Consider the following 21,097-nt stretch of genomic DNA (forward strand, 5'->3'; position numbering starts at 1 on the left):
GAATGGAATTTATTGCCCCGGAATTACTGGCTTACTGTGAAAACCACACCACTGAAGAGGATGGTCTGTTGAAGCATATCACACGGGAAACACACACCAAAGTACTGATGCCCAGAATGCTGTCCGGACATTTGCAGGGAAAAACCCTGGAAATGTTGGTCAAATTGCTCAATCCGAAAGTAATCTTGGAGATCGGAACCTATACAGGTTATTCAGGGCTTTGTTTGGCTAGAGGACTTGGAGAAAAGGGTAAACTGATCACATTGGACATCAATGATGAACTTGAAACAATGGTCAGAGGATTTTTTGAAAAATCAGGGATAAGCCATAAAATTGATTACCGATTGGGCAATGCAATGAAACTTATTCCAGAAATAGATGAAAATTTTGACATGGTATTCATTGATGCTGATAAGGCCAATTACACCAATTATTATAACTTGGTCATCGACAAAGTGAATCCCGGAGGCATTATCCTTGCTGACAATGTATTATGGTCAGGAAAAATACTTGTCGAAAGAGGTAAAAAAATCGACAAAGATACCCAAGCCTTATTGGATTTCAACCAGATGGTTCAGAATGACCCAAGGGTAGAAAATGTACTTTTACCCATTAGAGACGGATTAATGATGGCAAGAAAATTATGAAAAAGATAAGCAAATCAATATTGCTGAAACTCACTGTATTCAGCATTCTTTTTTTTATTTCTTTAAGCGCTTGGGCTCAGGTACCACAGGTGCCGCGTGAAATGAGTTTTGCAGATCTTACCATCCGGATCAATGAACAGGCGAGGAGGGAAATCCAATTAGATGTGGATGCCCTTTATAGAAATCCAAACTATTTCAAAGTCAAAGCTGAACGTGCAAATTTGTACATGCCCCTGATCGAAAGAGAACTCAGAGAGGTAGGGGTACCTGATGAAGTCAAATACCTGGTCATTCAGGAATCAGGATTAATTGCAGATGCTGTTTCCACTTCCAATGCTGTTGGTTTTTGGCAGTTTAAGCAAGGGACAGCAGAGGAAGTTTTCTTACGTGTAGACAATCAGGTAGATGAGCGAAAAAACATTGTATCCTCCAGCAGAGGCGCAGCTCTTTATCTCAAAAAACATAATGCTCATTTTGACAACTGGATGTGTGCCCTCGTATCCTATCAAATGGGCCTAGGGGGTGCAAAATCCTATTTTGGCACGCAATTAAATGGTAAAAAAGTCATAGAAATCGACCGCAATTCCCATTGGTACTTCAAAAAATTCCTTGCCCATAAAGTCGCTTTCCAACATCAGACAGGTGGTGTTCTGGTCAGCAATACGGGGTATTTGGAAGAAGTCCGTATCCAGGGACCTACAAGTCTTAAAGAATTGGCCCCCAGATTAGGTGTAAGCGAAGACCATCTAAAGGAATACAACAAATGGGCAAACAGAGGTCAAATCCCTGGGGACAAAACTTATTCTGTTGTTTATCTAAGACAAGGAATGCCACCTGTAACTCCTGCAATTATACAATCGGAAAACAGATACAATCAATCTACTGCTTCTTCAAACCAATTCTATCAGACAAGCAACCCTGCTTATCCTAGAATCACAGGAAACCAACAGTATGCAACAAGACCAAACCAGATCAGGGTAAACAATCTCGAAGGCATACAGGCCAATCAAACCGCTGATGCTGAAGGTTATGCTGAAAAAATCGGTATTAAGGGTAAAAGATTCAGGAAATTTAATGACCTTGATAAAGGTGCACGGGTAGAAACCGGCAAATACTATTATACTGAAAATAAAAGTTCATCGGCAGAAGTGGCCACTCATATCGTGCAGCCAGGAGAGACCCTTTGGGCCATTTCTCAGAAATATGGTATCAAATTATCCTCACTAAAAGCCAAAAATAGAATCAGAACAGATAAAGATATCAGAGCAGGGATGGTACTAAATCTACAAGAGCACAGAAAAAGAGGTGAAGATATCAAAATGGCCCCTGCTCAGGAACTCAGAAGAATGGCTGCTGCCAGTAATCCACAACCTGACCCAACCCATCAGGCTCCAGTACAATCAGCCCCCCCACAAAGCAATCCTTCACCTGTGACTACACAGCCAAGAGCGGAAACTCCACGACAGACCGCTCCCCCATCTTCAGGTCAGGAAAGAATCACCCATGTGGTTCAACAAGGAGAAACTTTATTCAGATTAAGCCAAAGGTATAGTGTTTCCGTGGAAGATATCAAAAAATGGAATAACTTGCCCGACAATACCATTAAGGTGGGGCAAAGAATTACAATTATCAAACAATAACCAACTCATTCCAGGAAATCTTCTATGCTTAATAGATATATCCTAACATTTTTACTCGTCATCAGTGCACTTGGAAGTTCTTTGGCACAGGATAGGCAGATAGTAGCAGATACGCTTCTCATCAGTGGTGACACCATCATTATGTTGGGTGACTCTATCATCCTCAAAGAAAAAATCAAACCCATCTATTGGGAAAAGGGGGGCAACTTTAACCTGAGTATTCAGCAGGTAAGCCTTTCTAACTGGAATGCCGGAGGAGCTAGCAACTTGGCTTTGAACACAGGTTTGGTGATGTTTGCCAATTATAAAAAAGATCAGATCATTTGGGACACCAAACTGACTGTCAATGCGGGCTTCAACCGTCAATCCGAAAGAAGGTTTAAAACCAGAAAAACAAACGACAACTTTATTTTCATCAGTAAATACGGTAGAGAGCTTACGGACATCTGGTTTCTTTCCACTCAGATTGATGCCAGAACGCAACTATTGGGAGGTTACCGCTATTTTAGACAATCAGGAGATGAACTGGATTCAAGAAGTAAAATTTCAGATTTGCTGGCTCCAGCCTATATTCAGTCTTCTACTGGTCTGAACTACCGGAAAGAATTTGCCAACAAAGATCGGATCTCCATTATTGCATCTCCCTTTACAGGAAGGTTTACAGTAGTACTGGATGATTCCTTGAGTAATGCAGGGGCATTTGGTGTGATTCCAGGTGAAGTGGTAAGGGCAGAAGCAGGTCTTTCCCTCAGTTCTACTACCGATTTTGAAATCCTGGAAGATATAAGATGGAGGGCTGATTTGAACCTCTTTACCAACTTCGAAAAACTTGGAAACTTTGTGGTCAACTTCAATTCAGTAGTGTCAATGAAAGTAAACAAATACATTACAACCCGTATTGAAACCATCATGATCTATGATGAGCGGGTATTTATCCAACAATCAGATGGGCCACCCAAACGGGCCATACAATTTCAGAACATGCTGAATTTCGGATTGGCCCTGGATTTCTAAAAATCCGTTTCCAATCCAAATCTTTTTTGGAGTTCAACAAGTGCCGGTGACTTCTCTTTTAGGTACTGTAATTTGTCTGTACTGGTATAGAGTTTTCGCTTTCCGCTGTTATCTTCTTCCTTGATCACATGTTCGAGATGAATGCTGTAATTATTCAGTTTTCTTCTCAATAAACTCAGTACCTCAGGTTTGATCTTTAAAAAAATATCCTGTTGAATCTCTCCGTTCAACTGAAAAGTAATATGCTCCCCTTCTAAGACTACAGGTTGCTTCAGGACCGTCACTTCAAGGTTCTTATGATGAGCTTTATACTCTTCAGTGATATCAAAAAGTACATTGGTAAGCTTATTCAGGTCAAAAACTTCCGCGTTAACAGGAACAGTAGGCGAACTGACTTCTTTTTCTTTTTCCTCATTGGCAACTACCGTATCCTTGGGCTTTTCCTGAACAATTTTTTTGGCAGCAGCAATGCTGGTCGGAATGGAAACAGTTTTCTGAACAGGGGTTTTCTTTGCAGCAAAAGGATTGGCTTCCTTAAATAAGGAAGGAGCTATGGAACCATTATTACTGTCGCTTGGGGAAGCCTCAGTCAGGCTTTTTTTTTTGATTCCTCTTGAGCCAAAACTGCAAGACTGATGGCCTGGGGTAGTTTCGCCAACTTCATCAAAGCCAATTCCACATGCAATCTCTGGTTTTTACTCGCCTTGTAATTGATATCACATTGGTTGCATATATTCAGCGCAGATAATAAAAACGATATACTGCAGTTTTGGGACTGCTCTAAATACCTTTCTTTGGCAGCATCCGAAACCTGGATCAAGTCTATAGTCATAGGATCCTTGCAGACCATCAGATCACGCAGATGTTCTGTGAGTCCATTGATAAAATTGTGGCCATCAAATCCTTTTTTAAGGATCTCATCAAAAATCAATAAGACATTGGAAATATTTCCTGCCAATAAGGCATCCACCACTTTGAAATAGTAATCGTAATCCAGGATATGGAGATTACTGATGGTTTCCTGATAAGTAAGTTTGTCTCCCGCAGAATAGGTGACGATCAGGTCAAATATGGAAAGCGCATCACGCAAGGCGCCATCGGCCTTGGTCGCGATCAACCTTAAGGCTTCTTCTTCCGCCTCGATTTTCTCTTCTTTTGCAATGTACTTCAGGTGATCTGAGATATCATTGATCTGAATCCTATTGAAATCGAAAATCTGACAACGAGAAAGAATGGTTGGGATAATTTTATGCTTCTCCGTAGTTGCCAAGATAAAGATGGCATACTTAGGAGGCTCCTCCAAAGTCTTCAGAAATGCATTGAAGGCCTGATTGGACAGCATGTGCACCTCATCAATGATATAGACTTTGTATTGTCCCTGCTGCGGTGCATAACGAACCTGCTCTACCAAGTTACGGATATCATCTACCGAGTTGTTGGAGGCAGCATCGAGTTCGTGTACATTGAAAGACGCGTTGTTATTGAAGGCCTTGCAGGAATCACATTCGTTACAGGCTTCAAATTCAGGTGTCAGCTTTTCACAGTTGATGGTTTTGGCCAAAATCCTTGCACAGGTGGTTTTACCCACTCCTCTTGGACCGCAAAAAAGAAATGCCTGTGCCAAATGGTTATTTTTGATGGCATTTTTCAAAGTAGTAGTGATGTGCCCTTGGCCCACTACACTTTTGAAATTGGAAGGTCTATACTTTCTGGCTGAAACAACAAAATTTTCCATCACCGCAAGATATAAAATAATTGGAATTTTGACCCTTGCCTATTGAGCAATGTCCATTTATTTTTTTGTAAACTCCTCATTTTAAGGAATATTAAAAATCAAAAGATATTCCCGATTTGAAAGCAAAAATAAACTTGGTAATGGGCACAATGGGTTTATCCTCATAAGAGAACTCAAAGGAGTTGGTAAAAGAAAACCGGTCCGTGATTTTAGTATTGAGATTCAGGTTGCCATTGAACCTGTTCCTGAAAGCTTCGATCTCTCTATCATATCCCACTTGATAATAGCTCACCATATTAAAATCCACAAAATCATTGATGGACAATCTCATGGAGACATAGTTTGAGCTTTTTAAAAAGTGGGTCCTAATGACATCTTCATCGTTGGGATGGAACCACCTTTCCTTTTCATAAAGTCCTCCAACTCCAAGAATCAGGGTCAATCGTTGGCTATTGACAGCCTTATACCTGAAAGTGCCCCCTATGATCCACCTTGGCTCCAATCCCCTGAAATTATCAAAGCTATATTGTACGTAAGTTTCCACATTGACAGGCTTGTCATAATCGAAGATGGCCCTGCCATGAATGAGTCCAAAGTTCAGAAAATCATCCTCATTGATTTTCAGATAGTCAAAATTGGATACAAAAACATAAGCATGCCTGCCTTTTTGATACATGGTATTGATATCCCATTTGTAGCCAAAAAGGTTGACCGGATCTTCAGCTGCAGCACTTCTGTTATAAGCATTGACACCAGCGGTTACCTTGGCCATGAAATTCTTAGAGGAATCTGTTTCCAGCCGGTACCTTTCAATATTCAATATTTGGGAAAAGGAAGAGAATGAAATTAAAAACAATAAAAACGTGATATATCGCCTCAAAACAAAGTTAAAATTTGGTTTATACAAAGTTTTGAAATTCTACAGTGGATTCCAAGGTTAAACCCAAAAAGAACCCTTCAATCAAAAATGACAGGCCTCTCCCATTCAGTAAAAGATAAAGTCAGTCTTCACTCTTTTTTGTGGAATCTCATTCAGGAGGATCTTTAGAGTTTGTCATTTGAACTTTTTTCCTGCTATATTTGTCATCTGATCAAAGCCCATAAGGGGCTGACCGGTCTTGACAGTAGGTGTAAGGACTGGGCTCGCATGCAGGCTGGAGTATGTACGGCCTTGAAAGATTCATACGAACATAATTGGCGAAACTCGTTACGCCATGGCTGCCTAATCTAACCCTTCGGGGATAGATACTGCTTAAAGGGTTGAGTTACAAGCGTGACTCCCCGGCCACATCCCACCGCCTGTCGCATTGTCCGGGTGGATTTGGGGTGTCGACCAGACAGTGATGCTCCCTGTGAGGCTACTAATCAGGGCTAAGACCAGTGGCTAAGTCAGACATCGGTGTGTCATCCAGCAGTGTCTGATCGAAAACCCAACAGGTGACTAAGCATGTAGACGGTACGGTGTTTCCCTATCTGGACGAGGGTTCGAATCCCTCCAGCTCCACTTAACTACTAAATAAATCCTTGTAAACAACTGATTTGCAAGGGTTTATTTTTTGACTGATTTTACTTGGTGGCAATAAGGTGGCTTTGCCTGGTTGAACATCATTTTCAATTTCAATTTACAAAAACTTCCTCTAGCGAAGAAATACCTTTTTAACTTTGTCAGTTCGACTAAAGCAATCACTCATGGTCTGAATAAATCAAATCATACCCTCATCCCTTAAACTGAGATATTTTCCATCATCCGTAACAATAAGATGATCCATTAGGTAAATATCCAGTCCCTCACAGGCTGCATTAATTTTCTTGGTAAGGTTTTTATCCTGCTCTGATGGTTTCAAATTCCCAGAAGGGTGATTGTGCATCAAAATGATGGATGATGCCATCCCTTTTAAAGCAATTGCCAGAATTATCCTGGGATCACACACCACGCCATTTATCCCACCAGTAAAAGCCTTAGAATAACCCAAAACTCTGTTTGCACGATTAAGATAAATGACAACAAATTCCTCTCTCATAGCTATCTGATTTTGGTCAAATATTGGGTATCCTACCTTGAATGCATCACAAGAGTTATATATATATAAAGGATCTGATAATTCCTTTTTAGGTCTATAAGAAACCTCTATTTCGTTTAATACTGTTTCCATTGTTTTTTTGGTTAGAAATAAAAGGGAGCTGCACTATTCTGTACAACTCCCAGATAATTAATTCAAATACCAGAAATCTCCTGAATTACTATCCAGGGCATTTCTCACCTGTTTGGTAAAGTCAAATGAATTCAACTCACGCTCTAGAAATCTGTCAATATAGGAGCTTTTAACAGCCCCTGTCAGCAGATTATAAAACCTCCACAGATCTATGCTCCCATTATCATTTCGGCTGAAATTTGGGTCACTATAATAGCAATCTGCAACCTTGGATATCTGGGTGTCACTGATCAACAATTCAGGAATTCCCAATTTTTCCTCCTTGGGTAAATGCTGATAGAGCCTGGATCTTCCAATCAGCTGGGCAAACTGGGATTCAGTCAGCTCGTAATCAGTAAAAGCCTCCATTTCATTGAAATGCTCCACTCCATCATATGAGGTGAACAGTTCAAAAGCTTTTGCATAAAGGTCTTCAATTGATTTTGCTTTAAGGTCCAACTTAGTGCCATCAGTTGAGATGCATAAATTGGTGCAAACTGTATTTTTAAAGCCTATAAACAGCTTGAAATGCTCTGCACTGCCCTTGGTAGAATTGAAATTATCCAGATTATAAGCCTTCACACCTCCGATGGTTAGCTCCAATAACTGACCATTGATATTCTTTATCATGTTAGGTAATGATACCATATAAGCCATTCTTTCGTAATAAATGGTCTTCTCATTAGGAAGCAGTTCATTGGCCTTTTTATGCCTGGCTTCATAGGTTCTGCCTTTGATTGGATGTGATACCCTTATCATTGGTTTGGACAATTCAGATATACCGAAAACATCTCTAGCAGTTTCTGATACTGCCTCCACGAATTCTACATGGGAAATTGCAGGCTCGTTGTCCTTCAAAAAAACAGGGATAATGTGCTTATCCCTTATTTCTTTGAGTTCAATAGCCTCTGTATTGGCTTCAATAAATTTGTTTTGTGATGCTGCACCCCCATTAGAACTGAGGTTTTGGGGCAACAAGGTTAGATTTTCCATTGGATTGAATTGGTTTTGGTTGAACAATTTCTTTTTTTCTAGCAACGAATAATTCCATGATATCAGGAGTTACATTCTGAAGGGATTCATAGAAGGAGTATAAATCTTCAAGTGTATCACAGGCCTCTATTTTTTCCGATAAAGAAATATGATCATTCTGAGCTTTCTTACCTTGCTCACACCACTGTCTGATCAAATCACCTGTTTCAGCACTGATCATGAAGTCTGGGGTATTATTGAATAATCCAGTCCTATCCTTGCTGGTACGGGCTTGGTGTTTGATGTCAATATCAAAGACTACAGTAAATTCATAGTCCATCCCATCTCTGGTGACACCTTTAAGGCCAACCTTTTCAGGCACAGCTTTACCGTTCTTTTCAGCCATCACATAATCCTGCTTGGATCTGATGGTAGATATAACATGAACAGGTACATTCAGGATTGTGTTGACAAAGGCATTGTGCCTTGGAGTAACTTTGCTCCAATTCTGGAAGCTATTACCTGCCATTTTGGAATGAATATCAAGAATACCTCCTTCACCTTCCCATTCATGTGAAATACTGTCCAGGATAATTGCTTCCATCCCATGCTCATAACATGTGTGGATAGCCTGGATATACTTCTCAGGAGTATAGGGGGCTGTGATGCCCAATACATTGTAATCTCCAAGGTGGGAGTATAGATCAGCTGAACCATTTTCACTGTCAATTACTGCTACCTTGGACCAATCTCCTACAAGCCCATAAGCTAAAAGGAGTGCACTTGTGGTCTTTCCAGACCCACTGGGACCCTGAAGTCCAATTTTGATTTTAGCTTGCTTTCGCTCAGCCTTTCTGAATACAGAATTTTCCATAACTGTTATAAATATGTTATCTGGTAAATAAAAAAGCAGCCCATAGGACTGCTGAAATGGTGGATATTTGTACACCTGCGTGGAAGCTTTTACTTTAAAATAAAAGCTCAGTATTACTAATCACGCATCTTAGAAATCTCCACGATCATAGAAAAGTGATGAATTCAATGCTTTTAAATCCACCTCCACTTTTTAAGTAAAAAGCAAAAATGGGTGGGGGAACAAGGTCTTTGAAAAACTAAGGGGGGAGGATGATTTAATGTGGTCTATAGGCTTTTCTTCAAAAAATGTGGGGGGTGGCTATCATTATATTACCTCTTTTTGGCACCCCCCACTTTTTTAATTTTATTAATATCAAAATCAATAATATCTTCAATTTTTATTTCTTTCGGGTTCAATTGCCCCCCTCGTGGACCTAATCTTAAATTTTGAACCATATTAATAGAATAAGGTGTATTTATTTTTTCAAAAATTGGGAATAACTCATATATGGATTTTATTGGATATTTATTTTGATTTTTAGATTTTGGATTGGAAGTTTCAATCCCAAAAAAGAAAGTAAAAAATTGTCCAAGGTCTCTTTTTATTAAATTCTCAGATTTATCTTTTTTAAAAATTGAAGGAAAATGATCTTTATAAACATCAAATACTAAGAAAAGTCTTGTTGTATCTGTATTTTTTTTATTTGACCTCGTTTCAAAAATCAATTTAATCAACTCAAAATATTGATTTTCTTGCCAGATATAAAACCTAAATCCTTCCATTAATGAAGATGATAGGGTTACCATATTTGTGTAATCTATCCTACTGTATACTTTAGCAAAATACATTGCAGATTCCTCGCTATTATAAAAAAATCTTCCAAACAGATACCAAAAAGCAATTAATCTAATTTTTTCTGACGGATGATTATATATTCTGTCTACTAATTTTTCACTCGGATAATCTTGATTAAGATAGGAAAGAAAATTATCAATATCTAAGTCATATAATTCATCTCTTGATAATGGCTTATATAAATTATCAAAATCATCAAGTTTTAAGTTTTGTATAAAAAAGAATGATTCAAGCTTTTGAACTAAGCCTAATCCATTGTTTTTCAACAATAAAATGGTATCCTCTTTATACTTTTCTAAATCACCAAAGAGATAATTTACTTTGGGTTCGTTGTTTATACTCTTGTAAATTATCCCATTATTACTTGTAGATAAAGCCTCTTTTATTACTTCTAAATCAGTTTCACAAGTAATTATGTCTGATAAAGAGTCAATTAGTGAATTAGCTTCTTCAATCCTTTTCTCTGGTTTTATTTTTTCAAGTTTAAATCCACTATTAATTTTTTCAGGTAGTGCTAATACTGGTATTTGATTTTTATTCAACCTACATCTTCCTATAAATTGAACTAAATTTTCAAAACTAAAGAAATGATGAAGTTTACTATTCAACGAAATTGCAACTGGAAAGTATTCCTCATTTATATCTATACCATTCCAATATGCGCATGTAGCCAAGTTTATCTTACTAGGAAGCTTCCCGTCTACAATATCTTTACTTGTATAGCTTGAATGAATATTTTCCTTACTTCCCTCTCCAAGTAGTACAGTAATATCAGATAAGTTTGCTTGTTCAAAAACATAAATCATCTCAGATATTGCTGTAATACTATTTATTCCAATCAAAAATTTTAACTTTTTAGGTGAATTGCTCTCTAAATACTTAACAATCCTATTGGCTACACTAATATGCGGATCGTCCGAAAATCTTTGTATTTGTAATATCTGCAATAATTCTGTATCTACTATAACCTCATATTTAGGAAGTTCTTTTAAATCTCTATCTGTGAATTCCAAAGGAGTGGCTGAAACAAAGCACTTATTCTCGAAAAGTTTAAAATAGTCAAAACATAATGGAAGTCTATTCCTAAAGCCAGATTGCATTTGAAGTATTTCCACCTCGTCGAGTACCAAAAAATAATCTTTGTATGGATTCTTTCCTATATCTTTTATAGCTTGTATAACCTTTGAAATACTATCAGCAACAACACAAATTTTTTTAAATTTTATAGAAGCATTTCTCAGAAATTTTTTTATTTCATAAGGAGTAATTGATTTATTATTGAAATCAGTACCCACAAAAAGTCCTTTGTATTTATCCGCTTTTTCTTTTGCCAGTCTTCTGTAAGGGAATACAATAATAGAATTTCTTGGTGCATTTAATTCGCAGTAAGTTGCACCTATTCCTGTGTACCTTTTGTTCAGAATTCCATGCGGAAGCCCCTCAGAAAAGTTCAGGTTATCTACGTTATATTCAGACAATTTTTGCCCAGGATGTAAAACAATAGTGTTTTTTGAAAAATCTAATTTCATAATTATGGGTTTAATCTACACATTCCGGATTTTGGCTTTTTGAGAGTTTTTAAAAGTTATGATATGTTTATTTAAAAATAATCAATTGTTGTACTAATTGCTTATTTTCAGTGGTATCCATATCGTTGCAAAGTTCATCAATTGCAGCTCAAAGTTTTTTTCGAGAACTCTTATCATATTTTGATTTAAGTATTTTTTATTTTTCAATTGAATAGGGTGTTCACTAGATTTATTGTGCTATACTTAGTTGATTTAGTTTGATTTGAATTTTGGGAGTTGTGATAATTAAATAAAAAACTACTTTTTAGAATATTTCTTCCAATGTAATCTCCCTCATCGCTTGAAAATGTACAATTAGTGCATTTTAATGTATATCTTATGCTATGTATGTCACTTTTCTTTAATTTTTGTAATTCTAGATTATTAAGTCTATAAACTGTGGTTGATTTTTGATTAACCCTATCGTAAATACCTCTATCCAAACAATTTATTATTGTTCCATCTTCTAAATAAATAATGATTTTCCCTTTAATCATCATTTGACTTTCATTTTCTGGACTTAAAATCAGAAAACCATCTTCACCATCTTTTGCAAAAAAACCATTAACTTTTTTTTCGATGTATAATTGACCTTCAGTTTGACTTACAAGATTAAAATTTTCGGAACTTGGATAGCTTTTTTCACCAATAAAAAATAGATTTTGAGAATTACCTTCAAATACTATGAAACAAAAAATCGATAAAAATGAAATTTTTAGTTTTATATTGTTCATAACAGTTAATTTTATTATCTAACGTTAGTTATTTTAAATGATTTTAAAATCTTATCAAAATCAGATTTCCAAAAATCAGATTCATTTATTCTATACGATAGAGTTAATTCATGAACTCTATCATTATTATAAAAGTAATAAGTGTTTACCATAACCTCTGGGCTATCATTTAATTTTCGAATGTAACTAATTTGCAAGCATGACATGTTGTTGACTTTTTGGAATTTTAAAGGATACCATTCTGTCAGTCTAATTCCTGTTCCTACAAAGTGATTTTTTATTTGCTCCTTAAAAATTATGTTTAATTCATCTAATTCTGATTTTGACATCTCGGGTAATTCAAAATCTAACTTAACGAAATCACCATATTGACCAATTTTAGTTTCAAGAATAACTCTAGCGTACCTCTCAAAACCTGTACTTTCCATCTCATTGAGTCCTACTTGTTGGGCAACAATACGTTCTGTGTCAAACCCTTTGATTTTGTAAATTTGATCCATATACTCCCTATATTTTCCTTTTTGAATTTCCATAGTTGAAGGTAAATCAAAACTCCCTAAACCTTTAATATGAACCCTTTCCCAGGTAACAGGTGCATTTATTTCAATGTTTGTTTGAGCGAACGATATTTGGGTAACTAAAAGGAATAAGATTATTCTTAAAATTAAAAAGTTCATATTCAATAAAAATCGGGTTTCATTTTTACTTTAATTTTATTTCAAAGATAAATTAATCCATTAGAACCCTATCAATAAAATTAAACAATTCTTGATTAGCTTCAATATAGGTAATGTTAAGTATATTTTTTGCTGTTCTAAATCCACCAGTATTTGGTCTAGATGCAATTTTTCCAATATCCTTTTTTTCCACCTTACTTTTACCCTCTCTATAATCATAGATTGAGACAAAATACCCTGTTAATGCATTCCATTTTCCTTCAGGCATAGCACCCCAACTAAAATCACCTCCTACACTTCCAATAGCAAATTTAACATCTGCTCCAAATGCTGCATGGAAAGCTGAAATTGAGATTTTAAATGTAATTCTATTATCCTCGGGCTTTTCATAATAATCGTCCGAATCTCTAACATTTATATTTGCAGATGGATAAGTTTCAACTATTAAATCAATTAAATTATTGATTACAGTTTCACTTTCACACTCTACTTTACTTTTTGGAGGAATATTTCTTCCATCAAAAACAACAATATCAACAACTTCATCGCTAAGAAATTTTTTCCTAGGTGTTATAGATTGTTCTTTTTGACACCAAACGTAAAGTTTCTGACTATAAAGGTTGATATTGAAATAAAACATAATCAGTAAAAACCAAACTATCTTTTTCACTTTTTTAATTTCATTTAGTTAGACAATAGCATTTTCTTAAATATTAAATGAACTCTCTCAATTGAATCAAATAATATTAATATTTAAAACTATAATAAGTAATTGAAAGGCTCAAAAATTTGGTCTGAATTCAGATTTAGATGGAATATTCAAAGTAAAGAAACCTTATTTCAAAATTTCAGGGATACAAGACTCTTTACATGAATCACAAGCTAAAAAGAGCCCCATCTTTGCATATTGCTCTCTCTCAAATTTAAATGCATCTGAGAACCAATAGCATTTGGTAGCATAGCATTTTTTGGTTTGAAATTCATCCATGATGGTCTTAATCACTAAATCTTCCTCCACACTATCCCAGGCTAATTGAATGATTCTGTCATGGATAACTTTAGGCACATCAAAATGCCTCCACTCTTGATGAATTTGATTGATGGCATCTTGATAGTCTTTTCTATTGAATTTCACTTTAAATAATTTTAGTCATGAAAAAAGTTTACCTGCAAAAATCAAGATTGCAAAAACTCCTAATACAAGAACAATTGGAGCCCAAGCCATAAACAAATACCCAATCATAAAGATTGCAGTAATACCAATCCCTAAAATTTGACCTATTTTAATCAAATCTTTGGATTTAAAAACTGAACCTAGCAATAAAATTGCTCCAACAGCCATATATGCATAGAAAATTAAATATGCAATATTTTCCATATCTTTATTTAAATCCTGTAAAAAACTCTTCAATTGAAATATCTAAGCCTTTAAGTACTTTAAGCAAACTACTGAATTTTAGATCTTCTCCTTTTTCATACCTCCCATATTGAGCTCTTGGAATATTGTGATCATAGGCAAAGTACTCATAGGAAGTATATCCTTTTTTAACCCTAAGTTCTTTTATTCTTTCAGCTAGTTTTTTGAGCTGTTCTTTTTTGTATTCCTCAAATTGCTCATCCTTATTTTTCATAAAGATAAAGCAAAATGAAAACAAACTCTTGCGTTACCACTATAAAGATACTACTTTAGAGTATCTATATTACAAGAAAAATGAAAAAATCAGAGAAAATATTAAGTACAATCTTCATAATAATCGGTTTTTTTGTAATTGCTTCATTAATACAAGCTGCTTTTATGTCTTCAGGAGAAGGTAATGGTAGCATCCTAGTAGGTCTTTTATTTATGGGGATGATTTTTGGAATTCAGTCAATCTGGAAGAAAAAAAATTTTAATAGCAACGATAACACTCCTGAAAAAAGATAGTGACACAATGAAGAATTACTATGAAATCCTAGGTGTTTCTAAAGATTCAACAATCTCAGAAATAAAAATATCCTATAGAAAACTAGCCTTTAAATGGCATCCTGATAAGAATTTAGAAAAGAATACAACTTCTAAGTTTCTAGAAATACAAGAAGCATATGAAATTTTATCAGACCCAAATTCAAGAAGGGTTTTTGATAACCTTTACTTTACGAATTCAGATTCAAGCAATAATGATATTCAATCAACAAAATTTAAGGATTTTGTAGATAAAGCAAAAGAAAGAAGTTCTAAGCTGGCAAAGGTTAAGTTTGAGGATTTTAAAAAGGTTGTAAAAAAGTCTTTAAAAGAATCTGGAAATGTGATTTGGAATTCCATCGCTAAGACTTTCAGTGTAGTTTTGATAGTTGGAGTTGTTTCTACAGTGTGGAGAGGATGTTCCTTTTCAAGTTCTACAATTCCTAGTAACGAGAGATTAATCCTTGAAAAAAACATAACACATATTACTGTGGTGGAAAAGAGATATATTAATGGAAGATTCAAAAATGAGTTTGAATCATATCAAGTTGATGGATATGCTAAGATTGATAGTTTGAAAATTTTCATTGATATTAAAGATGGAGTTCTAGGTGAACCCTTAGAATTAAAAATTACTAAAGTAAAAAAATCAAAATTGAATAATAGAGGAGAATATTCTTATACATATTCAACTAATAAAGGCGATTTAAAGCTTTTAATGAAAAATAATCATGAACCATTATCTTTAATTTCAGAAGATGTTTCATTTAGATTTTAAAATAATTGGGGGATAGACCCCCAATTTTATTTAAAATATCTACTCAATTTCTCCATTTCTTCAGCTTTAATCCCATCAGCAATATCTACGTATTTTTGGAGTGTGGTTAGTTTCCTATGACCTGTGATCTTTTGGATTACTGATAATGGAATACCTGCCAGAATGGAATTGGTAATGAAAGTTCTTCTCCCTGTATGACTGGCTATAAGCTGATATTTTGGTATTGCTATATATTTCCTAATACCTCCTTCATATCTGATCACCTCCACTTCATGAGTGATCCCAGCTTCAAAGCATAACTCCTTTACTGCTTTGTTGAATTTTTGGTTGGAAATCTTCAATTCCTGAAGATTGTATTGGTACTTTTCCAGAATTTCCCTAAGCATGGGATGGATAGGAATGCTGATTTTTTCATCAGTCTTTTGGGTATGGATATTTAAAAACCCATTATTTACCCATCTTTTGGACATCCTTACTCCATCACTGAATCTTAGTCCTGTGAATATCAGGATTAAAAACAGATCTTTAACTCTCTTAAGTCTTGGAGATACTGGAATATACTGGATGATGGTCTTTACTTCTTCTTTTTGGAGAAGGATTGTATTGGTTTCTACTGACCTGGGATAATTCAGTTGCTTGAATTTTACTGAATCAAGTACCTCTTCTCTATGCAAATGATTCATAAATAAAAGCAAAAATTTGAAGTTTTTATGGATGGTATTAGGCTGCAAATTCAAAGAATCCTGCCAGAAGTGTCCTAATCTATTCACAAATTTCTGATCAAATTCATGAAGGTAATACTTCCTTTTACCCATGAATTTTAACATCTGATTCCTTATAGTAATTAACTTCGTTACTGTTTTATACTTAGCAGTGATTCTTTTTACTTCTATGAAATCATTGAACAAGGAGATCAAATCTTTCTCTGAATTGTTCTCTCCTTTAAAATAATTCTTAAATAAGGTAGCATTGGCAAAGCCATATTCATTCACAAGAGCAAAAAGCTGGTCTTTTATTTCATTGTGTCTTACCTCAACTCTTCTCCATATTTCTTTATGATTTGGGTAAGCTTTAGAGATTTTACCATTTACCCAATATTTACATTCTATAGATTCCTCGGTGGCTAAATACACTCTTTCCCTATTTCCATTGCCCTGAAAAGTCACTTCAATATTGAGTCTACCCCTCCCAGTTCTCTTGCTGACAGCTTTTAATACAATTTTTGTCCTGTACATTTTTGGTGGCTATTTGGTGGCAAAACCATCTTAAAGCACCTCAAAATCAGTTTTTTTGACATTAATTGTCATTTTTGTAGTTTTTGGAAATACACCCTGAGAGCTTTTACTAAACGAATAATAGCCAACATCTCAATTTACATAATTACCTAAAATTCAACACATTAGGTGTGTCATCCAGCAGTGTCTGATCGAAAACCCAACAGGTGACTAAGCATGTAGACGGTACGGTGTTTCCCTATCTGGACGAGGGTTCGAATCCCTCCAGCTCCACTAGGTACAAATTCAAAGCTTTCAAAAGTGACCGAAATCAATATTCTGAAAGACTTGATTTGTCAAGCCAACTAGTGAAAACAGCCTTTAAATTGATCAAAAAAGGCACTTTACCAATAATTTTACAATCTTTTAATTGAAAAAGACCTGTACTCGCTGAGTGCAGGTCTTTTTGTTTTTTACACGTTTTTTTTAATTTTTCTCAAAATTGAGGTGAGACTTTGGTGAGTTTTTTCTTAGAGAATAAAAGACTCACCAAAATGATGTTAAAAAACTGAAAAACAACATGTTATAAAGATAAACATCTTGCCAAAAGACTCTACAATTCGTACTTTAAAACCATAAATTTGAGTCAGTATGATTGAAAGAACATTTGCTACCCTATTTAACATAACATACTTTTTCTTCAATTTACTGCTTCCAAACCTAAAAACCAGATTAAGAAATTTTCAACTGTGGATAAATCCAATTTTATCCAACCAGTTACACAAATTCCCTTTTTAACACTGCAATCACTTTACCAACTAAATAACCTCAACGGTTTTAAAAAATCATACCTCCAAACCTCCTCTATAGGGTGAAATTCCCTAAATAACAAAACTTTATTTTATCATATTTATTTCCAAAAAATACAATTATTTACCCTAAAAAACCCCAATTTAAGCCGTACTTTCCCTATACCTCCCCTATGGATACGGTATACATTCCCCGTAGATACTCCGTTAAAACGACAAAATCCAAGAAACCATTGCACTTTTCAAATATTTAAACTTTTCCTTGAAAAAAGTCAAAAACTACCCTGGGTTTTCTTCTTTATATCTCTTTACAAATATCTTTTTGTGGATATCTGAAATTATGCCCGCATTACATACTTAAAGAATTAACCTATGATTTCGAATCAATATCCATGAATAACTTGTCCGCCATGGTGGATCCAACCCACCTTCATTTGGGAATGTAACTATAAATATTAGTTTGCTAAATATCCACCCCATCTGGGTGAAGTTTGGCGGTAGCGCTAGGCGTAGTTTGCAACTACGCCTTTCTATAAATTTGAATTTGTAATTCACCTGATCTCAAACTATATTCCAATGCAGTACTTGGATATCTGTTCCAATTACAAATTGGTGTTGATAATTGGGTGGAATTACAAATTCCACCCAGTAAACCAACGAAGGTCTATTCTACACCTAGGCGGGGACCGAAACCAAATCTCACTCAAAAAGAGACAGTTATCACACTAAACAAAAATTCCAATGAGATTCAATACCAATAGCCAAGAATTGCCTACCCCGACTAGATGAAGTTTGAGGTTTGCATTAGGCTTAATTTGCAATTAGGCCTTTCTATCACAATGAATTTGTAATTCAATGTGATGGAATTATTTTTATTTATGGGAGATGCTTATCAAATCAAGATCGGGAGGCCTTTCAACTATCTAATTTAGAGGCAGTCTCATTTAAATTATCAATACATAACCAATTGGATAGAAAATAAATATTTCCACTTATCATTTTCTTTTTCATACATAAGTTGATTTATCAGTTCATGGATTTCCTCTGATTCCTCCTGGGAAATGGAATCTTTTTGTTGATCTCCACAGCCAAACAGAAACCAAATGAATATTATTGTATAGTAGAGTCTTGCCAAGATGGTTCGCAAGCTTTTTCGCCTTTTTGGTAGAGTGCCTAAATAAATTTCACCATCACCTTCTGCATAATACAAATTTATAATTTGCTACTGGAGAAAGATGATATCAAATCGAACCAATTGAAAATTGGTAAGGAAATGAGGGTGAAGTTACAAAGCTAACCCAGATAAAGATAAAAAAAGGTTCCCTCAACTGGGAACCTTTTTAAATTTTAATTGATTTTTTGGACTCCGTCACCGTAGTCAAAGTCATTATTTGGTTCTTCCAAAGAATTTGCAGATTTCCGAAAAGTTATTGAACCTCCTTGATCAAGTAGCCTTATTTGCAAATATTCTTCATTTTTACTTAGTATTTCGTAACATCGAATATCTTGTGAGTCATGAATGTTTGTTATTCTTAAATATTCAAAAAGTGGACCCTCATCGACAATCATGCCACATTGGGGACTCGTTTTTTCAAGGGAGAAAGAATAAGTGCCTGTTAATTTTCCATTATAATAATCATAAATTTTACCATCGTTTTTAAATTCCCAAATCCACTTGGTGTCGTCAGTTGAAATCCAAATCCCAATCATGTTTTGATTTGTCATCTGATTAAATATTAGTCGAAAACCAACTAAAGAACTGATAGATATTAATATCAAAACGGCTATTCTAAATTTTAAAGTTTTTTTCATGATTTTTATTTTTATAAACATTTAATGAATTCCAATGTCTTAGTTAGTAGACTTTTGCGGTGTTCAATCCCATTATTTCCCCCATTAATTTTATAGGTTACTACTTCTACATCAGTTTGGTGATCAACAATAACTGTATTTAATACCTTCTTTTGAAAAAACCACAACGCACTTAATGTTGCAATCTCTGTATTAGTACTTAATAAGTCTGGGTTGTTAAGGATATCAATATTGGTGTTATAATTTTGCTTGTAAAACTGGTTAAATTCAGTGTAATTACCTTTTCCGGTAAGCTGAAATATTCCCCGCCCTCTAAATCTATATCCGTCACCATAATTTGCGTTGCCTAAGCTTTTTCGGTTATACACATAATTTGCAAATTTTTCCGGGTCTACAAAATCAGAGGTTGATGATCTTTTAAAATCATGCGGGTTTGCTTTTAAAGGGTCTGCCGTTGGGTTAGTTATGGGATTGAAGTATTTTTCCCAATTATCTTCTGTACCTAAATTCCTCCATCTATAATTTAGGTTTTCTTCTAATGCAGAAAAAGGGTAACCTTTATAATCTGTACTTTCATGTGCTGCTTGGGCAAGAAAGTGCTGCATTTTATATTTAGAGTCGATCCCAAAAGCTTTACTGTATTTGTTAAGGTGTTCTTCTAAATCTTTTAAAAATGAAATAGGTGCATTTGGAAAGGCTCTTTCCAGATCTTCTTGAGAAGTGTAACAATCATCCTCCTCATTTCCCTCCCATGTTCCCCCTCCGGTTCCTTCAAGGGGATCAGGTTCTTCTGATGCTGGTCCTTGGCTGTTATCTTCCGGATCAATACATTCATATTGGTAGGTGTAAAAACAATTGATTTCTGAACTCATAGTTTCCTCTCCCAGGAAAGAATCGTATTCCATGGAGGTTGTCACCTCACAGGATTCTGATTCTGTTATTCCGCATGTGCCGGAAAAATTGGCGTAATTAAGCCGTTTGTTTCCTTTTACAGCTCTGAAACTCATGAGGGTTTTTCCATCATTAACCCTCCATCCCCTGACAAGTTCTTCGTTTATCGTGGTGATGACCAATTCACCGGAAAAATCGGAGGGTGTTTTACCATAATTCACCTCGTAGAAGAAATCCCTCCTGTTGTTTACCGAAAGGTCTGTTTCGCTATGGATCTTAAAAATAAAAACATCATAGTCTCCATTGGCCTTTTCTACCATCAGCAGGTTTTGACTGATCTGATGGGGTCTGGGTCTGTTGTTTTTGAACTTTTCCAGCATGTATCTGGAGACCATGGTCTTGTTGACCTGAAGGCTGACTTCCAATACCTCCTGACCTGCGGCATTGGTATGCTTCTTAGTCAGGTTCCAGTTTGGTCTTAGTTCAGGGTTTGAAGAACTACTTCTGTAATTCTCACCTTTGCCTTTAGATAGGTTTGATTCATGGGATGCATACCAGGCTTTAGCCTTAACAACCTCTGGATCATTTATCTGGTTTTCGGAGTCAAGAAGCTCCTCAGGTATACAGGAAATTGTAAACGTCAACAGCAAAACGAAGAGTCCAAACCATCTGTAGCTTGGTTGTTGCTCTCTTGCAGTCTTAGGACGCCTCCTACCAAACGCTAATTTGCTGAAAATGGAGGGGGGGGGGGGGGGGGGGGG

At 35.5% G+C, this 21,097-nt stretch carries 21 protein-coding genes and 1 other RNA gene; 6 read left to right on the forward strand and 16 right to left on the reverse strand.

Annotated elements, in window-relative coordinates; genetic code table 11:
* The first annotated feature begins 2 nt into the window (after positions 1 to 2).
* The 3 genes from ACFFIP_RS11810 to ACFFIP_RS11820 are packed head-to-tail and all read left to right on the forward strand — an operon-like array spanning position 3 to position 3,301.
* Positions 3 to 647 carry an O-methyltransferase gene (locus ACFFIP_RS11810; protein ID WP_382387856.1) on the forward strand — a complete coding sequence of 215 codons (645 nt, stop codon included), beginning with the start codon at positions 3 to 5 and terminating at the stop codon, positions 645 to 647.
* Positions 644 to 2,287: a LysM peptidoglycan-binding domain-containing protein gene (locus ACFFIP_RS11815; protein WP_382387857.1), complete on the forward strand. Its 1,644-nt coding sequence runs from the start codon at positions 644 to 646 to the stop codon at positions 2,285 to 2,287. The genes ACFFIP_RS11810 and ACFFIP_RS11815 overlap by 4 nt, the downstream gene beginning before the upstream one ends.
* Positions 2,288 to 2,311: 24 nt before the next feature.
* Complete coding sequence (locus tag ACFFIP_RS11820; RefSeq protein ID WP_382387858.1) at positions 2,312 to 3,301, forward strand: DUF3078 domain-containing protein; 990 nt, start codon at positions 2,312 to 2,314, stop codon at positions 3,299 to 3,301.
* Here ACFFIP_RS11820 and ACFFIP_RS19505 read toward each other — a convergent pair.
* The 3 genes from ACFFIP_RS19505 to ACFFIP_RS11835 all read right to left on the reverse strand — a co-directional run bounded on the left by ACFFIP_RS19505 (position 3,298) and on the right by ACFFIP_RS11835 (position 5,808).
* The gene (locus ACFFIP_RS19505; RefSeq protein ID WP_512700226.1) at positions 3,298 to 3,987 is read right to left on the reverse strand and encodes a DUF8439 domain-containing protein; all 690 of its coding nucleotides are present in this window, start codon (positions 3,985 to 3,987) and stop codon (positions 3,298 to 3,300) included. The genes ACFFIP_RS11820 and ACFFIP_RS19505 overlap by 4 nt on opposite strands.
* Complete coding sequence (locus ACFFIP_RS11830) at positions 3,891 to 5,036, reverse strand: DNA polymerase III subunit gamma/tau (RefSeq protein WP_382387860.1); 1,146 nt, start codon at positions 5,034 to 5,036, stop codon at positions 3,891 to 3,893. Before ACFFIP_RS11830 ends, ACFFIP_RS19505 begins: the two co-directional genes overlap by 97 nt.
* 91 nt (positions 5,037 to 5,127) lie before the next feature.
* Positions 5,128 to 5,808: a DUF481 domain-containing protein gene (locus tag ACFFIP_RS11835; RefSeq protein ID WP_382387861.1), complete on the reverse strand. Its 681-nt coding sequence runs from the start codon at positions 5,806 to 5,808 to the stop codon at positions 5,128 to 5,130.
* Positions 5,809 to 6,140: 332 nt separating this feature from the next.
* Here ACFFIP_RS11835 and ssrA point away from each other — a divergent pair.
* Positions 6,141 to 6,543, forward strand: a transfer-messenger RNA (tmRNA) gene (gene ssrA / locus ACFFIP_RS11840).
* Positions 6,544 to 6,739: 196 nt separating this feature from the next.
* Here the strand turns inward: ssrA and ACFFIP_RS11845 are convergent.
* The 10 genes from ACFFIP_RS11845 to ACFFIP_RS11890 form a co-directional block, all read right to left on the reverse strand.
* Positions 6,740 to 7,189 (reverse strand): JAB domain-containing protein, encoded by a 450-nt coding sequence (locus tag ACFFIP_RS11845; protein WP_382387862.1) that lies wholly within the window; start codon positions 7,187 to 7,189, stop codon positions 6,740 to 6,742.
* Between the two features lie 57 nt (positions 7,190 to 7,246).
* Positions 7,247 to 8,221 (reverse strand): DUF3871 family protein, encoded by a 975-nt coding sequence (locus ACFFIP_RS11850; RefSeq protein ID WP_382387863.1) that lies wholly within the window; start codon positions 8,219 to 8,221, stop codon positions 7,247 to 7,249.
* Positions 8,181 to 9,074: an AAA family ATPase gene (locus ACFFIP_RS11855; protein WP_382387864.1), complete on the reverse strand. Its 894-nt coding sequence runs from the start codon at positions 9,072 to 9,074 to the stop codon at positions 8,181 to 8,183. The genes ACFFIP_RS11850 and ACFFIP_RS11855 overlap by 41 nt, the downstream gene beginning before the upstream one ends.
* A gap of 311 nt (positions 9,075 to 9,385) precedes the next feature.
* Positions 9,386 to 11,440 (reverse strand): hypothetical protein, encoded by a 2,055-nt coding sequence (locus ACFFIP_RS11860; protein ID WP_382387865.1) that lies wholly within the window; start codon positions 11,438 to 11,440, stop codon positions 9,386 to 9,388.
* A gap of 203 nt (positions 11,441 to 11,643) precedes the next feature.
* Positions 11,644 to 12,213: a hypothetical protein gene (locus ACFFIP_RS11865; RefSeq protein WP_382387866.1), complete on the reverse strand. Its 570-nt coding sequence runs from the start codon at positions 12,211 to 12,213 to the stop codon at positions 11,644 to 11,646.
* Positions 12,214 to 12,227: 14 nt separating this feature from the next.
* Complete coding sequence (locus ACFFIP_RS11870) at positions 12,228 to 12,890, reverse strand: hypothetical protein (RefSeq protein ID WP_382387867.1); 663 nt, start codon at positions 12,888 to 12,890, stop codon at positions 12,228 to 12,230.
* Between the two features lie 52 nt (positions 12,891 to 12,942).
* Positions 12,943 to 13,560 carry a hypothetical protein gene (locus ACFFIP_RS11875; protein ID WP_382387868.1) on the reverse strand — a complete coding sequence of 206 codons (618 nt, stop codon included), beginning with the start codon at positions 13,558 to 13,560 and terminating at the stop codon, positions 12,943 to 12,945.
* Between the two features lie 165 nt (positions 13,561 to 13,725).
* Positions 13,726 to 14,025, reverse strand: a complete 300-nt coding sequence (locus tag ACFFIP_RS11880) for a hypothetical protein (protein WP_382387869.1) — start codon at positions 14,023 to 14,025, stop codon at positions 13,726 to 13,728.
* Between the two features lie 15 nt (positions 14,026 to 14,040).
* Positions 14,041 to 14,268: a hypothetical protein gene (locus ACFFIP_RS11885; protein WP_382387870.1), complete on the reverse strand. Its 228-nt coding sequence runs from the start codon at positions 14,266 to 14,268 to the stop codon at positions 14,041 to 14,043.
* A gap of 4 nt (positions 14,269 to 14,272) precedes the next feature.
* On the reverse strand, positions 14,273 to 14,521 hold the full coding sequence (locus ACFFIP_RS11890) for a helix-turn-helix domain-containing protein (protein WP_382387871.1): 249 nt from the start codon (positions 14,519 to 14,521) through the stop codon (positions 14,273 to 14,275).
* A gap of 80 nt (positions 14,522 to 14,601) precedes the next feature.
* On the opposite strand from ACFFIP_RS11890, the gene ACFFIP_RS11895 reads away from it, so the two are divergent.
* The gene (locus ACFFIP_RS11895) at positions 14,602 to 14,814 is read left to right on the forward strand and encodes a hypothetical protein (protein ID WP_382387872.1); all 213 of its coding nucleotides are present in this window, start codon (positions 14,602 to 14,604) and stop codon (positions 14,812 to 14,814) included.
* 7 nt (positions 14,815 to 14,821) lie between these two features.
* Positions 14,822 to 15,610: a J domain-containing protein gene (locus ACFFIP_RS11900; RefSeq protein WP_382387873.1), complete on the forward strand. Its 789-nt coding sequence runs from the start codon at positions 14,822 to 14,824 to the stop codon at positions 15,608 to 15,610.
* Positions 15,611 to 15,636: 26 nt separating this feature from the next.
* Here the strand turns inward: ACFFIP_RS11900 and ACFFIP_RS11905 are convergent, their stop codons facing one another.
* The 3 genes from ACFFIP_RS11905 to ACFFIP_RS11915 form a co-directional block, all read right to left on the reverse strand.
* Positions 15,637 to 16,845, reverse strand: a complete 1,209-nt coding sequence (locus ACFFIP_RS11905; protein ID WP_382387874.1) for a site-specific integrase — start codon at positions 16,843 to 16,845, stop codon at positions 15,637 to 15,639.
* A gap of 2,135 nt (positions 16,846 to 18,980) precedes the next feature.
* Positions 18,981 to 19,445, reverse strand: a complete 465-nt coding sequence (locus ACFFIP_RS11910; RefSeq protein ID WP_382387875.1) for a hypothetical protein — start codon at positions 19,443 to 19,445, stop codon at positions 18,981 to 18,983.
* Positions 19,446 to 19,456: 11 nt separating this feature from the next.
* A partial coding sequence (locus ACFFIP_RS11915; RefSeq protein ID WP_382387876.1) for a glycoside hydrolase family 19 protein occupies positions 19,457 to 21,097 on the reverse strand: 1,641 nt, incomplete at its 5' end.

Origin of the sequence: Fontibacter flavus (genome assembly GCF_042432905.1) — a bacterium.
Taxonomy (GTDB): Bacteria; Bacteroidota; Bacteroidia; order Cytophagales; family Cyclobacteriaceae; genus Fontibacter; species Fontibacter flavus.

Bases quoted from the DNA above. Each gene is read 5' to 3' on its own strand.
- ACFFIP_RS11810 (WP_382387856.1), top strand. From the start codon at position 3: ATGGAATTTATTGCCCCGGAATTACTGGCTTACTGTGAAAACCACACC.
- ACFFIP_RS11815 (WP_382387857.1), top strand. From the start codon at position 644: ATGAAAAAGATAAGCAAATCAATATTGCTGAAACTCACTGTATTCAGC.
- ACFFIP_RS11820 (WP_382387858.1), top strand. From the start codon at position 2,312: ATGCTTAATAGATATATCCTAACATTTTTACTCGTCATCAGTGCACTT.
- ACFFIP_RS11830 (WP_382387860.1), bottom strand. From the start codon at position 5,036: ATGGAAAATTTTGTTGTTTCAGCCAGAAAGTATAGACCTTCCAATTTC.
- ACFFIP_RS11835 (WP_382387861.1), bottom strand. From the start codon at position 5,808: ATGGCCAAGGTAACCGCTGGTGTCAATGCTTATAACAGAAGTGCTGCA.
- ACFFIP_RS11845 (WP_382387862.1), bottom strand. From the start codon at position 7,189: ATGGAAACAGTATTAAACGAAATAGAGGTTTCTTATAGACCTAAAAAG.
- ACFFIP_RS11850 (WP_382387863.1), bottom strand. From the start codon at position 8,221: ATGGAAAATCTAACCTTGTTGCCCCAAAACCTCAGTTCTAATGGGGGT.
- ACFFIP_RS11855 (WP_382387864.1), bottom strand. From the start codon at position 9,074: ATGGAAAATTCTGTATTCAGAAAGGCTGAGCGAAAGCAAGCTAAAATC.
- ACFFIP_RS11860 (WP_382387865.1), bottom strand. From the start codon at position 11,440: ATGAAATTAGATTTTTCAAAAAACACTATTGTTTTACATCCTGGGCAA.
- ACFFIP_RS11865 (WP_382387866.1), bottom strand. From the start codon at position 12,213: ATGAACAATATAAAACTAAAAATTTCATTTTTATCGATTTTTTGTTTC.
- ACFFIP_RS11870 (WP_382387867.1), bottom strand. From the start codon at position 12,890: ATGAACTTTTTAATTTTAAGAATAATCTTATTCCTTTTAGTTACCCAA.
- ACFFIP_RS11885 (WP_382387870.1), bottom strand. From the start codon at position 14,268: ATGGAAAATATTGCATATTTAATTTTCTATGCATATATGGCTGTTGGA.
- ACFFIP_RS11890 (WP_382387871.1), bottom strand. From the start codon at position 14,521: ATGAAAAATAAGGATGAGCAATTTGAGGAATACAAAAAAGAACAGCTC.
- ACFFIP_RS11895 (WP_382387872.1), top strand. From the start codon at position 14,602: ATGAAAAAATCAGAGAAAATATTAAGTACAATCTTCATAATAATCGGT.
- ACFFIP_RS11900 (WP_382387873.1), top strand. From the start codon at position 14,822: ATGAAGAATTACTATGAAATCCTAGGTGTTTCTAAAGATTCAACAATC.
- ACFFIP_RS11905 (WP_382387874.1), bottom strand. From the start codon at position 16,845: ATGTACAGGACAAAAATTGTATTAAAAGCTGTCAGCAAGAGAACTGGG.
- ACFFIP_RS11910 (WP_382387875.1), bottom strand. From the start codon at position 19,445: ATGAAAAAAACTTTAAAATTTAGAATAGCCGTTTTGATATTAATATCT.